General features: G+C 63.7%; 12 protein-coding genes. 10 read left to right on the forward strand and 2 right to left on the reverse strand.

Annotated features, from left to right (window positions below; translation table 11 throughout):
• Window positions 1-40: 40 nt before the first annotated feature.
• Window positions 41-289 (reverse strand): CopG family transcriptional regulator, encoded by a 249-nt coding sequence (locus tag QP305_RS01855; protein ID WP_284903604.1) that lies wholly within the window; start codon window positions 287-289, stop codon window positions 41-43.
• Between the two features lie 522 nt (window positions 290-811).
• Here QP305_RS01855 and adhE point away from each other — a divergent pair.
• The 7 genes from adhE to QP305_RS01890 all read left to right on the forward strand — a co-directional run bounded on the left by adhE (window position 812) and on the right by QP305_RS01890 (window position 9,786).
• Entirely contained in the window at window positions 812-3,730 is a 2,919-nt protein-coding gene (gene adhE / locus QP305_RS01860; protein ID WP_284903605.1) for a bifunctional acetaldehyde-CoA/alcohol dehydrogenase, read from the forward strand.
• Window positions 3,731-3,843: 113 nt separating this feature from the next.
• Complete coding sequence (locus QP305_RS01865) at window positions 3,844-3,996, forward strand: hypothetical protein (protein ID WP_154653577.1); 153 nt, start codon at window positions 3,844-3,846, stop codon at window positions 3,994-3,996.
• 134 nt (window positions 3,997-4,130) lie between these two features.
• Window positions 4,131-4,868, forward strand: coding sequence for a phosphoglyceromutase (locus QP305_RS01870; RefSeq protein ID WP_016443345.1), 738 nt, complete (start codon window positions 4,131-4,133; stop codon window positions 4,866-4,868).
• 289 nt (window positions 4,869-5,157) lie between these two features.
• Window positions 5,158-6,927 carry an anchored repeat ABC transporter, substrate-binding protein gene (locus QP305_RS01875; protein WP_284903607.1) on the forward strand — a complete coding sequence of 590 codons (1,770 nt, stop codon included), beginning with the start codon at window positions 5,158-5,160 and terminating at the stop codon, window positions 6,925-6,927.
• Complete coding sequence (locus QP305_RS01880; RefSeq protein WP_284903608.1) at window positions 6,924-8,141, forward strand: choice-of-anchor M domain-containing protein; 1,218 nt, start codon at window positions 6,924-6,926, stop codon at window positions 8,139-8,141. Before QP305_RS01875 ends, QP305_RS01880 begins: the two co-directional genes overlap by 4 nt.
• Window positions 8,142-8,143: 2 nt before the next feature.
• On the forward strand, window positions 8,144-8,920 hold the full coding sequence (locus QP305_RS01885) for an anchored repeat-type ABC transporter ATP-binding subunit (RefSeq protein WP_284903609.1): 777 nt from the start codon (window positions 8,144-8,146) through the stop codon (window positions 8,918-8,920).
• Complete coding sequence (locus tag QP305_RS01890; RefSeq protein ID WP_087070323.1) at window positions 8,917-9,786, forward strand: anchored repeat-type ABC transporter permease subunit; 870 nt, start codon at window positions 8,917-8,919, stop codon at window positions 9,784-9,786. The genes QP305_RS01885 and QP305_RS01890 overlap by 4 nt, the downstream gene beginning before the upstream one ends.
• A gap of 102 nt (window positions 9,787-9,888) precedes the next feature.
• Here the strand turns inward: QP305_RS01890 and phoU are convergent, their stop codons facing one another.
• Complete coding sequence (gene phoU, locus QP305_RS01895) at window positions 9,889-10,614, reverse strand: phosphate signaling complex protein PhoU (protein ID WP_087070324.1); 726 nt, start codon at window positions 10,612-10,614, stop codon at window positions 9,889-9,891.
• A 181-nt stretch (window positions 10,615-10,795) separates the two neighbouring features.
• Between phoU and QP305_RS01900 the strand changes: the two genes are divergently transcribed.
• From QP305_RS01900 to QP305_RS01910, 3 genes are all read left to right on the forward strand, one after another.
• On the forward strand, window positions 10,796-11,977 hold the full coding sequence (locus QP305_RS01900) for a sensor histidine kinase (RefSeq protein ID WP_284903610.1): 1,182 nt from the start codon (window positions 10,796-10,798) through the stop codon (window positions 11,975-11,977).
• 9 nt (window positions 11,978-11,986) lie between these two features.
• A complete protein-coding gene (locus QP305_RS01905; RefSeq protein WP_026429031.1) occupies window positions 11,987-12,676 on the forward strand; it encodes a response regulator transcription factor in 690 nt (229 codons plus the stop codon).
• Window positions 12,677-12,911: 235 nt separating this feature from the next.
• Window positions 12,912-13,445, forward strand: a complete 534-nt coding sequence (locus QP305_RS01910; RefSeq protein ID WP_016443353.1) for a CarD family transcriptional regulator — start codon at window positions 12,912-12,914, stop codon at window positions 13,443-13,445.
• The last annotated feature ends 12 nt before the right edge of the window (window positions 13,446-13,457 follow it).

A 13,457-nucleotide genomic window follows, 5' to 3' on the forward strand; every position in this document is an offset into this window, starting at 1 on the left:
TTCGGTGCGTGTTTTCTGGCTGAGGCATGAAGTGAAATTGTCACGCTAAGACGGCTTCGCGAATCAGTTCGGAGCGTGTCACATTGAGTTCCCGAGCGCGAGCATCAATGGCTTTGATTTCCTCGGGCGTGAAACGAACAGCAACTACCTGGCTGGGGGTGGAGCCTCGCCCGGGGCGCCCGCGACCTCGCTTCGTAAGAGTATCAACATCGTAGCCAGCTTCCGCTTCAGCGGCCCATGCCTGTATTTGTTCTTCGGTAACCGGTGTGCCCTTGAGCGTTTCAGTCATGCAATTATCGTAATACGGAAATGGCATCCCGCCGGAGGCGCGAGCGGAGCCCGCGAAGCTTCACATCACCCGCCTAAGCACGCCTTGCCCGGTTAGCGCCGTCGTGAAAAAAATAACTTTGCGGGCGGCGAAGAAGGGGACATCAGTCCCGCGAAGTTGTCTGACTTTTACTTCTCGCTCCGCATCGCGCGCGCGAGCCGCGATTTTCTGAGGAATTTTCAGGGCTTTTCAGCGCGTTTTCCACGCGTAAAACCGCAGGTAACAGGCAGAAAGTCCCGACTTTCCCCGCGCTCATCCCGCGGCGCGCCCGGTGCGAGCTGCGCTACAACGCAAGCATCTTTCATTCGCTAAGGTAAAGGCGCGAGCGACGATGGAGCCGGCAACCGGCATCACGGCTCGCACGGAAACGCGCGTGGTTCGTCAAGAGCCGGCGTTCTCCCGCACGGCGGGCCTCCCGCAGCGCGGGGCAACGCTATATGCCGAAGGTGACACAGGCGCGGATCCATCGGGAGAAAGCGAACTATGGCTACCACTCAGCAAACTGGTGACCGCACCGACGTTGGTGACATGATCGATCGCTTGGCATCGCAGGCAATATCCGCCCTCGAAGAATTCGATGCCTTCGATCAAGAAAAGATTAATGCGATTGTGCACGCGATGGCCCTTGCCGGGGTTGATCAGCACATGGTGCTCGCCAAGGCCGCCATTGAAGAAACTGGCCGCGGCCTCTACGAAGATAAGTGCATCAAGAATCTTTTCGCCACGGAATACATCTGGAACTCCATCAAGTATGACCGCACCGTGGGAATTATTCGCCAGGACAAGCAAAAGGGCATTATCGAAATTGCCGAGCCCGTGGGCGTGATCGCCGGAGTGACCCCGGTGACCAACCCGACGTCCACCACGATGTTCAAGTGCATCATCTCGATTATGACCCGCAACCCGATTATTTTTGCGTTCCATCCCAGTGCGCAAAAGTCTTCGGCGCTGGCCGCGCAGGTCATGCTGGACGCCGCGATTGCCGCCGGCGCCCCCGAACACTGCATCCAGTGGATCGAAACTCCCTCCCTGGAAGCCACGAAGACCCTGCTCAACCACGATTCCATCTCCCTGGCCCTCGCCACCGGGGGAGCGGGCATGGTGGCCTCCGCCTACTCCACCGGCAAGCCGGCCCTGGGTGTGGGCCCGGGCAACGCCCCGGTGTACGTGCACAAGACCGCCAAGATCAAGCGCACCGTTAACGACCTCATCCTCTCGAAGACCTTCGATAACGGCATGATCTGTGCCTCTGAACAGTCCCTCGTTATCGATGCCTCGGTCCGCGAGGAACTGCTCGCCGAATTCGAGCGCATGGGCTGTCATATCGTCACCCCGGAGGAAAAGCAAAAGCTCGCTAAGTTCATGGTCAAGGCGGATGGCACCATCAGCGCCGACGTTGTGGGTATGAATGCGGATCGCATCGCCGAAGGTGCGGGCATTGACGTTCCCACCGGAACGAAGATCCTCCTCGTTGAGCTGGAGGGCCTGGGCCCCGAAGAACCCTTCTCGCGTGAGAAGCTGTGCCCGGTGCTCGGCTACACCACCGTGGAAAGCGATGCCGAAGGCTTCGACGTGGCCGAAAAGCTGCTGCGTTTCGGCGGCCTGGGCCACACCGCGGTGATCCACACGGAAGATAAGGACGTGGCGCGCGAATACGGCCTGCGTATGAAGGCCTGCCGCATTATCGTCAACGCTCCTTCCGCGCTGGGTGGCATCGGCGACGTTTACAACGGCCTCATCCCCTCCATGACGCTCGGGTGCGGTTCCTACGGGCGGAATTCCGTCTCGCATAACGTCAGCGCCGTCGACCTTATTAATATCAAGCGAATTGCGGAAAGGCGTAACAATATGCAGTGGTTCAAGGTTCCGCCGAAGACGTACTTCGAGCGGTACTCCACGCAGTACCTGCAGAAGATGCCCGCGATCTCGCGTGTCTTCATCGTCACCGACCCGGGCATGGTCATGAACGGCTACGTGGACGTTATTATCGATCACCTCAAGGCCCGCCGGGACGACGTCGCCTGGAACATCTTCCAGGACGTGGAACCCAACCCCTCCTCGACCACGGTGTTCCGCGGTGCGAAACTCATGGAAGAATTCCAGCCCGATTGCATTATCGCCCTGGGCGGCGGTTCTCCCATGGACGCCGCGAAGGCCATGTGGCTCTTCTACGAACACCCCGAATCCTCGTACTTCGGCATGAAGCAGAAGTTCATGGATATTCGCAAGCGCACCTACCGCTTCCCGAAGCTGGGGCGCAAGGCGCAGTTCGTGGCCATCCCGACCACCTCGGGTACCGGTTCGGAATGTACGCCTTTCGCGGTGATTACCGACGCCGAAACCCACGTCAAGTACCCCTTCGCCGATTACGCAATTACCCCGAATGTGGCGATTGTGGACGCGCAGTACGTGGATTCGGTGCCCGCGCGCACCGCCGCCGATTCCGGTATGGACGCCCTCACGCACGCCATTGAATCGTACGTGTCCACGATGGCTAGCGATTACACCCGCGGCCTGTCCATCCGCGCCGCTCAGCTCATCTTCGCCAACCTGCGCAAGTCTGTGCTGGATGGCGATATGGAAGCGAAGGAAAAGGTCCACAACGCCTCGGCTATGGCCGGTATGGCCTTCGCGAATGCGTTCCTGGGCATTGTTCACTCGCTCTCGCACAAGGTTGGCGGTGAATTCGATATTGCGCACGGTCGCACCAACGCGATCTTCCTGCCGCATGTTATTCGGTACAACGCTACCAAGCCGTACAAGCACTCCATTTTCCCGGCTTACGAGCACTATCGCGCCGACGAAGACCTCGCGGAATTCGCGCGGTACATGGGCTTCCCGGCCTCGACCACCGAAGAGGGCGTGCAGTCGCTCATCGATGAGGTCACCAAGCTCGCCGAGGATCTCGGTATCGAGATGAGCCTCAAGGCCAACGGGGTGACCTGGGAAGCGCTCGAGCCCAAGCTCGACTGGCTGGCTGACCGCGCCCTGGAAGACCAGTGCACCCCGGCCAACCCGAAGGCCCCGCTCGTTTCCGAGCTGCGTACCCTTATCATTGACGCCTTTGAAGGCGAAGTGGGATACACCGCCTCGCGCGGCGTGGATGTGCTCGCTGACCTCGGCACCGGTGAGGCGGCCCGCCGCCGCGCGGCGAAGGCGCGCAAGGGCGACTCCTCGCGGCCCTCGGCCTCGCAATCGGCCACGAACGCCCAGGTAGAGATCTACGATCACAAGGCCAAGGCCAGCCTCGAGCACGCCGAAGCCGATCAGGATGATCCGGCCGCCGAAGAACTCGTCGATACCCAGCTCGAGGGCGCCTCGCCCGCTTCCGCAAAGGCTTCCGGGAAGGGCGCCAAGGCGGAGAAGAAGAACGACGGCGCAGCTGAAGGCGCGGCGAACTAAGTCGGCAGAGCCAGCCTGGCAGGTGGCGGGCGCCGGGGACACGCAGTCCGGCGCCCGCCGCGCTAGGCCTCAAGGCTCGCCCGCGGCGAGCTTCCATCGGTAGAGTGGGTAAGGTGAAGAAGAAACTACTGACTGTGGCGGGCGCACTGCTGTGCTCCCTGGCCCTGGCCTCGTGTTCCTCGTCCCCTTCGGATAACCCCAGTTCCGACCCGAGCTCCTCGGGCCCCGGATCCTGCTCGGTGGAATCGAACGCGCCGGGCTGCTAAGCCGCTGGTGGCCCAGCCCCGCGCACGCGGCCGGCAGTGATGCCGGGCGCGTGCGTACGGCGTCGTCGTCGTTCCCCTTTAAGTTCTAGGCAAAGGGCGTGGTAACCCGCGCCGCGACATGAAAGAATAACAATATGACCTACACACTGGTATTGCTCCGCCACGGTGAGAGCGATTGGAACGCAAAGAACCTGTTCACCGGTTGGGTTGATGTGCCGCTCTCGGAAAAGGGGCGCGCGGAAGCCGCTCACGGCGGCAAGCTCCTCAAGGAGAACAACATCCTCCCCGACCTCCTCTTTACTTCGCTGCTCCGGCGCGCGATCACCACGGCGAATATTGCCCTGGATGAATGCGACCGCCACTGGATTCCGGTGCAGCGTTCCTGGCACCTCAACGAACGCCACTACGGCGCGCTGCAGGGCAAGAACAAGAAGGAAATCCGCGACGAATACGGCGAAGAGCAGTTCATGCAGTGGCGCCGCTCCTACGATGTTCCGCCGCCGGCCATTGAGCTCGGTTCGGAATGGTCGCAGGATCAGGATCCCCGCTACGCCGGTGAGCCGATCCCGCGCTCGGAATGCCTCAAGGATGTGCTGGCGCGCGCGCTGCCTTACTGGGAATCCGATATCGTCCCCGCCATCAAGACCGGCAAGACCGTCATGATCGCGGCGCACGGTAATTCGCTGCGCGGCATCGTCAAGTACCTTGATGACATCTCCGATGATGACATCGTGGGCGTGAACATCCCCACCGGCATTCCGCTGGTCTACGAGCTTGATGAGGAAACCCTCAAGCCCGTGAAGAAGGGTGGCACCTACCTCGATCCTGAAGCGCAGAAGAAGATCGCGGAAGTTGCCAACCAGGGCAAGTAAATTCGCGTCATGCGCAAGTAATTCGTAGCTGCTAGCGCTGCGCTAGCGAGCTAGGTAGCAGGGCTCCGGTCAAACCGGGGCCCTGTTGCTGTTAACTCAGTCACGGCAGCGCGGCCGGGACTTGTCCATCCCCGCCCCACCCCCTACCATTGAGCTGGTAATGATAACGGTTATCGTTACGGCTTGTGAGCGGCTCGGCCGCTGCCTGGGAAGCGCCCGGCCTGAAAGCCGAGCGCAGCGCCGCCGCCCGGCGGCCTGGATTCACGTATCCGGAGGTGTGTGTCCGAGCATGATGAAGCTGCTACCCGCCATCGCGTCCATCTTCGCGATGGTCTGCCCTGCCGGTATCCCTTCCGGTGGGAGCCAGGAAGCGCTGGCGGGTAGTGTTTCGGCCGCGGGAGTGAGGACCCGCGCCGAAACTGGCGATCGGAATTCCGATGCGCCACGGGTTGTCGCCTCCACTCCGATACTCGCGGACCTCGCCCAGAATGTTCTGGGCGAGCGGGGTGAGGTGACTTCCCTCGTGCCGCCCGGGGCAGACCCGCATTCTTTTGAACCGTCACTGCGGTCCTTGCGGGAACTGGCCCGGGCGGACATCGTCTTCTCCAACCAATTGCTGCTGGAGGACCAAGCGCTGCTCGCCACCATGGATGCTACCAGGCGCCCCGGCGTAAAAAACGTCGGTTTGGGTGAGGCGGCCGTCGCGTACGGCGCACGCCACATCGCGCTCGTTGAAGACGCAGCCCTCAGTACCGTGTGGCTCGGCTTCCGTGCCGGGGCACCGGTCACGGTCGGGCCCCAGGAGGGGCACGACGACGCCGCCCCTTCCGCTCCCACCACTTCGGCTCCCATCGTTTCGCTGCGCGCGGTCTCGGTCACCGGCCCGGGCACCCTCGCCGCTTTCACCACCGGAACGTTCGGGCAACCCAAGGTATACATTGATTCCTCGCGCGAGGACCTCGGCCACGTGGATCTCCCCGCCCAAGCCCATACCCATATGTCCTGGGCTTTTTCCGCCCCCGGCATCTACGAATTGCGCATGCGCGCCGAAGTGCAGGAGAACGGCCAGAGCCGCAGCCTCGGCGAGGGTACGGTGGTCTTTGCCGTTGGGGTAGACCCGGCCAGCACCGGGCGCAGCCGGGTGATCGATGCCGGTCACGTGGATATCACCATGGCCGATAGCGGCGCCATTACCCTGCGCGGGGAAATCGAATCGGCCCGCACCACCGAAGTTTCCCCGGATAGCGCGGTTGTGGCGGTGCCCCATACCGTGGCCACCCAGATTCCCGGCGATCCCGCCTGGCGTTTCCTAGGGCGGGCCGGGGATACCAGCTGGGTGCTGGCCCAGGCGGTGCTCGGCGAACACGTGCACGGCGATGTTGATCCGCACCTGTGGCTCGATGCCTCGAATGCCATCGCCTATGTGGAAACCATCGCGGGCGAGCTCAGCGCCCTGGATCCGAAAGGTGCGCCCACCTACGCGGCCAATGCGCAGGCGTATATTGCCAGATTGCGAGGCGTGGATGAGTGGCTGCGCGGCGTCGTCGCCTCTATTCCGGCCCGGCAACGCAAGCTCGTAACCGCGCATGACGGCTTCGGCTATTTGGCGCGTGCCTACGGCCTGGACACGGTCGGTTTCGTCACCCCGAATCCGGCGCTGGAGCCTTCCGCGCGCCAGCTCGCCAATCTCACCCATACGCTCCTGGACCTGCGCGTTCCCGCGGTATTTGGGGAGCCGACCACGGCCTCGCACGCCGGGGAGCTGCGGGCCGTGGCGGGCGCGGCGGGGGTGGCGGTCTGCCAGCTCTATTCTGATTCTTTCGACGGCGCCGCCACCACCTACGAAGCCATGATGATCGCCAATGGCCGCGCCCTGAAAAGCTGCCTCGATCCGGGCGCGCTGCCGGCCTGGCCTCCCGATTACCAGGTGCCGCGGCTGCCTCTGCCTACCGCGCCCGATGCGCACGCGGACCCGGGCGCTGCGCCGCAACCTGATCCGCAAGCCGCGCCGCCCGCCGCGCAGCTTCCCGCTACCGAACCCACGAAGGACAACTCATGACTCGATTCTCTACCGCGCACCTGAGCGCATGTTCCGGCGCTGTCCGCCCTGTTTGCGCCCGCCTGCTCGCTGCACTGACCTTGATGGTGCTCAGCTGCGCCCTGGTGCTGGCCATGCCCGCGCGGGCCTTCGCCCATCCGGACCCGGTGCCCGCGCAGCCCTCAGTCGCGCCGGGATCCACTAGCGGGAGCGGCTCCAGCACCGCCGTCGATCCGGCCCTCACCCAAACGGTGAGCGGGGACGAGCAACTCGCCCCGGCCGGTACCCCGGTGGAGATCAGCTCCGGGCACGTGGATATGGGCCCGCGGCTCACCGATGCCGGCTGGGATTTCCTGGTGCGCGATGACTCGGGCGCCGCGCCGGTGTGGCGCTTCGTGGACGACGTGGTCTTCCGGGTGGGGGAGGCAGCCCGCATGGAGGTGCCCGCCACAGATGCCTATTCCTTTATTCACGCCTCCGGCCCGGCCTACGTGATCCCGCAGCAGCAGCTCGCCGACGTGCCCTGGCTGGGTTGGAATACCCAGGACCCGGGCGTAGTGAGTCGCGTCAATGGCGACGTTGCCCTCACCTACGGCGGGCACTCCGGGGAAGGCCAGTTCACCGCCTTCGTCGATTCGGGTAATTTCTCCGGGCCTACCCTGCTGTGGAATTCCGAAGTCGCCACCTCGCAGCCGGTGCACGTCTCCCTCAATACCCACACCCACGCAAATTGGGTCTTCACCAAGCCTGGCGTACACCTGGTGCGCCTCACGGTATCCGCCCAGCTCACGGACGGTACCCAGGTGGAGAAAACCGTAACCTTACGTTTCGCGGTGGGTGCGAATACTTCTGCCGACGACGCCCGCGCGGCCCAGTGGCCGGCCGGGAGCGAAGGCGCAGCCGCCAGCGGCTCGGCCGCGGATAACGCGGCAGATAACGCGCAGGCCGGGCAATCTGCCGCGGGCCAATCCGGTTCGGCACAATCCGGCGCGCAGGGCTCCCAGAACGCGGCCGCCGGCGAGGCGGAAATCCCGCTGCGCTGGGTGGTTATCGGCTGCGCCGGCGCCGTGCTTCTTATTGCCGCTGGATTTATCGGGGCGCGCGCCTCGCGCCGCCGCCACCAGGAGGCCGCGCTCGCGGCCCGCACCCGGGCCCGCGATGGCGGAGACGGCGCCGCAGATGCGGCCCCCGCCAACACCTCGCAATCCGGCTCCGCCGCGCCGGAAGGGGAGTAGCCGTGGCAGCAGAACCGGAACAAACGGCGCTACGGGTCCGTGACCTCGCGGTTGTGCTCGGGGGAGTGCGGGTGCTGCGCGATGTGAATCTCGAGGTGGCCGCCGGCGAGCTCGTTGGCCTCATCGGCCCGAACGGCGCCGGGAAAACCACCCTCATGCGCAGCATTATGGGCCTGCTCAGCCCGGCAGCCGGCACGGTCGAGGTGCGCGGGGAGCGGGTTCGGCCCGGCCGCCCGCACCGCGCCATCGGCTACGTGCCCCAGTCCCGCGCCACCCAATGGGGCTACCCCATGAGCGTGGAGGAACTGGTGGCCACCGGGCTGGAACGCCGCGGGTTGCTCGCCCGGGCGCGCCTCGGGCGGAGCGCGTGGGAAAAAGTCTATGCGGCGCTCGATAGGGTCGATTTATTCGAGATGCGCCGTCGTCCCATCGGGCAGCTTTCCGGCGGGCAGCAGCAGCGCATCCTCATCGCGCGCGCCCTCGTGCGCGACCCGGCCATCCTTCTCCTGGACGAACCCTTCACCGGGCTGGACCACCCGACCCAGGATTCCCTGGCCGATCTTTTCCTCTCGCTGCGCGCCGGCGGGGCCGGAATTATTATGTCCACCCACGACCTCACCCAGGCCGTTGATATTTCCACCCGCGTGGCCCTCCTCAACCGCACAATTATCGCGGCCGGCCCGCCCGCCGATATCCTCCGCGCCGACCTGTGGATGGAAACCTTCCAGGTGCGGGCCTCCTCGCCGCTGCTGCGCGTCCTCGGAATGGTGAAAGCATGAGTTTCTTTGATTTCCTGGCTGACCTGTCCAATCCGGTTCTCGGCTTCCTCCCGCGCGCGCTGCTGGTCGCCATGCTCTCCGCGGTGGTGTGCGGGGCGGTGGGCGTGCACGTGGTGCTGCGCGGCATGTCCTTCCTGGGGGATGCCCTCGCCCACGCCGTTTTCCCCGGCATCGTTATCGCTTTCGCGCTCCAGGGGTCCATTCTGGTGGGCGGAGCGGTCGCGGGCGGCGTCGTCGCTCTTCTTATCGCGCTCGCCTCACAAAACCGCAACCTGCGCGAAGACTCCATTATCGGGATCTTTATGGCCGCGGCTTTCGCCTTCGGCGTGGCCCTCATCGCGCGCATCCCCGGCTACACAGGTTCCCTCGAATCCTTCCTCTTCGGGTCGCTCACCGGCGTGGATAGTTCCGACGTGCTCACCTCCGCGGTGGTGGCCGCGGCCGTGCTGCTGTTCCTGGCCGTGCTCCACCCGGCGCTGCTCTCCGTGAGCGTGGACCGCGATTTTGCGCGCGCCACCGGCACCCGGGTGCTGCTCGTCGACGTGTGCCTCTACCTCACCGTGGCGCTCGCGGTGGTGATTTCCGTGCAGTCCATCGGCAATATTTTGGTGCTGGCGCTGCTCGTCACCCCGGCCGCCACCGCGCGCCTCCTCACCGACCGCGTGGGCACGATGATGCTCCTCGCCCCGCTCCTCGGGTGCGCGAGCGCTTTCGTGGGGGTGTGGCTTTCTTGGGCGGCGGATATTCCGGCGGGTGCGGCCATTGTTTTAGTTACGACGGCGCTCTTCGCCCTCGTGTGGTTGAGTGTCCCGGTGCGCGGGAAACTAGTGCGGGCCCGTACCGCACGCGTCAGCGACCGCGTGTAGTACAGGCCCGAACGACGGCGCCGCGGCCGGCCGGCCGCGGGAGCCTAGCTGGCTAGTGAGCTGAGCTGGCCCGCGAACCTGGCCGGTGCGGCGAGGCGGCGATTAGTCTTCCATATCCCCGGCGGAGAAACCTTCGGGGAAGTCGCCACCGAGCATTTCTTCTTCGGTGCCGGGGGTGGATTCCACATCCACGCGCAGGCCGGTGACCAGGAAGTGCATGCGGCGCGCCACGGTCACCCCGTGATCCCCGTAGCGTTCCAGGAAGCGACCCAGCAGCACCACGTCCACGATTTCCTGGTGGCTCATGCCGTTATCTTCATCGAGCACCAGCTGGAAGGACTGGCGGTGCAGATCATCAAGAACCTCATCGCGTTCATCAATTTCATCGGCGATGGCGAGGTCCTGCTTGCGCACCAGCTCTTCCACCTGGCGGCCCACCCGCACGGCCTCATCGGCCATGCGTACCAGCAGGTCGTAGCCGGGGCCACCCACCACGCGCTCGGGGAAACGCCCGCGCGCGATATAGGCAACGTGGCGGGCCAGATCGCCCATGCGCTCCAGGGTGATGGCGATGCGCATGGCGGTCACCACGGTCCGCAAATCCGAGGCGACCGGCGCCTGGCGCGCCAGCAGCGAAATAGCCATATCCTCAATCTGACGCTGCAGCTCATCAATATTCGCATCGGCATCGATAACCGATTCCGCCAGGGCCAGGTTGGCGTTCCGCAGCGAATCTGCGGCGTGTTCCATCGCCCGAGCGGCGCTGCGAGCCTGCTTGGCAAGCGTTTCCTCGAGCGTCTTCATTTCGTTGCGGAATTCTTGACGCATTAAAGCTCCTCATGTCTGTGCGCCCGCGGGCGCGTTCGTAGCGCACGGCGGCGCACCACAGGTTTCATTTCAGCAGTATGGGGTTAACACTAGCGGCATATTGCGTAAACAGTAGGTAAATAGCGGGGTTTCGGGGCTGTGGGGCGTGCCAGGCTCCGCTCGGACAAGCTAGTCTGGAACCATGGTAGAAGGAATCGCTGTTCTTGCTGCGGTGTGCGGAGGCATCGCCGTGGGCATTATCGCCTCCCTGGCTTTCGCCTATTCGCAGCGTTCCCTGCGCCCGCTGCGGGTGACCACCACGGTGGAGCCGGTGGAGGACGCCGTGAAAGTCCTCGAGGCGATTCCGCAATTCTTTGTGCTGGTGTCCGCCCTCGATGTGGTGGAACGCGCTTCCACTCAGGCCTATAGTTTTGGGCTGGTGCGTGATGATCGCCTGGTGCGCCCGGAATTCATCCAGCTGGTGGCGCGAGTGCGCGATACCGGGGAAGTGCTCTCCCGCCCGCTTTCCATTAAGCGCTCCACTCTGAAAAATCAGAGCGATACCCGCTTGATGGTCTACGCGGCGCCGCTATCCGGCGGGCGGGTGCTCGTGCTTTTCGAGGACAATACCGAGAAGCTCAAGCTGGAGGAAACCCGGCGGGATTTCGTGGCCAATGTATCCCACGAGCTAAAAACCCCGGTGGGGGCGATTTCTTTGCTGGTGGAAACCCTGGAAAGCGCGGCGGATGACCCGCAGGCGGTGCGGCATTTCACCGCCCAGCTGGATACCGAAGTGGTGCGCCTGCGCGGCCTGGTTCAGGATATTATCGAGCTTTCGCGCCTCCAAGAAGGCAATGCGCTGACCACCACGGAGCTCGTGGATGTTGATGCGGTGGTGGCCGAATCGGTTGCGCGGATGGATGTGGAAGCCGCCAATCGCGGGGTGAAAATTGTGAGCGGCGGGCAGCCGGGGCTGACGGTGTATGGCGATAGGCGCATGCTCGCCACCGCGATCCGCAATCTTTTGGATAATGCGGTGCGCTATACCCGGCCGCACGGGCGGGTCTCGATAGCAACATCGCTGGCAGATGGGCAGGTGCTTATTTCCGTCGTCGACCAAGGTGAAGGAATTGAGGCGGCGCAACGCGAGCGTATTTTTGAACGGTTCTACCGCGGGGATGCCGCTCGGGATCGCAATTCCGGGGGCTCCGGGATTGGCCTTGCTATCGTCAAGCACGTGGTCCAGGACCACGGCGGGCGGATCAAATTGTGGAGCAAGGTAGGCCAGGGCTCCACCTTCACCATCTGCCTACCCGAGCCATATATTCCTGAACTGGCTCCTAGTCTTGAAACCGATCTGCTCGAGCATTCGGAGAGGAAGTAACGAAACACCATGACCACGATTCTTGTTGTTGATGACGAACCGACCTACCGCGATACCCTCGCATTCAACCTGGGCCGGGACGGTTACGAGGTGGTCACCGCCGCGGACGGCACCGCGGCCCTCGAACAATTCCGGGTGGCGCGCCCCGATGTGGTGCTTCTTGACCTCATGCTCCCGGGGATGTCCGGGGAGGAAATATGCCGCCGGATTCGGGCCACCTCCGATGTGCCCATCATTATGCTCACCGCCAAGGATTCTGAAATCGATAAGGTGGTCGGCTTGGAAGTCGGCGCGGATGATTACGTGACCAAGCCGTATTCCTACCGGGAACTGGTGGCGCGGGTGCGGGCGGTGCTGCGCCGGGCCAGCACCGGGGCCGCCGACGACGTGGACGAAGATGTGCTGCGGGTGGGCCGGGTCGAAATGGATACCGATAAGCACGAAGTTTACGTGGGTGGGGAACTCATCAGCATGCCGCTGCGGGAATTCGAACTCCTCGAACTCTTCTTGCGTAACCCGGACCGGGTGCTCACCCGCCCCCAGATCCTCGACCGTATCTGGGGCCTGGACTATATGGGTGACACCAAGACCCTGGATGTGCACGTCAAGCGGATTCGCTCGAAGATCGAGGTGGATCCCTCCGCGCCCACCGCGCTGGTGACGGTGCGCGGGCTCGGCTACAAGCTGGTTTCTGAGTAGTTGCGGGCGGGGCGCGAGCGCGGGCGGATGCCCGCGTTCCCGCATGCGGAGTGAGCGTGCGGTCGGTCTTCCTGCAAACTTGGGCGGCCCGCCTGCCTGCGAACTTGTGGCCCGCACCTCAGCGCTTTGTGGCTTGCAGCGCAAAAAAGATCAGAGACTACACCGTCAATGGTAAAATGTCTATCGGATATGCGCATATTGCGCGAACGCGCAGCGGAGAAAGGGTTCTGATTCAATGCCGTTCAAGGTCGGAGAAACCGTTATTTACCCGCATCACGGGGCAGCGGAAATTACTGATATTTCAGACAAGATTATCAGGGGTGAAAAGCGCACCTATCTCACGCTTAACGTCATGCAGGGCGATATGGTCATTCAGGTTCCGGCCGAATCCATTGAGGAAGTTGGGGTCCGTGATGTCTCCAACGAAGATCAGCTTGAAGTGGTGTTCCGGGTCCTGCGCGAACAGGATGTGGAAGAACCTTCCAATTGGAGCCGGCGTTTCAAGGCGAATACCGAAAAGCTCACCTCGGGGGATGTCAATAAGGTAGCCGAAGTGGTGCGTGACCTGACCCGCCGGGATACCGACCGCCACCTTTCGGCGGGGGAGAAGCGGATGCTCCAGCGCGCCCGCCAGATCCTCTGCTCGGAAATTGCCCTCGCCCGCGAATTGAGCGAAGAAGAAGCCGGTGAACTCCTCGATGAGATCCTGGCCGAAGGCAACGAAGGCCGGGAAAGCAGCTCAGAAGAAGGTGCCGCGGCATCCGCCTAGTTCGCCTCAGGC

The sequence above is a fragment of the Actinotignum timonense genome, assembly GCF_030216305.1.
Taxonomy (GTDB): Bacteria; Actinomycetota; Actinomycetes; order Actinomycetales; family Actinomycetaceae; genus Actinotignum; species Actinotignum timonense_A.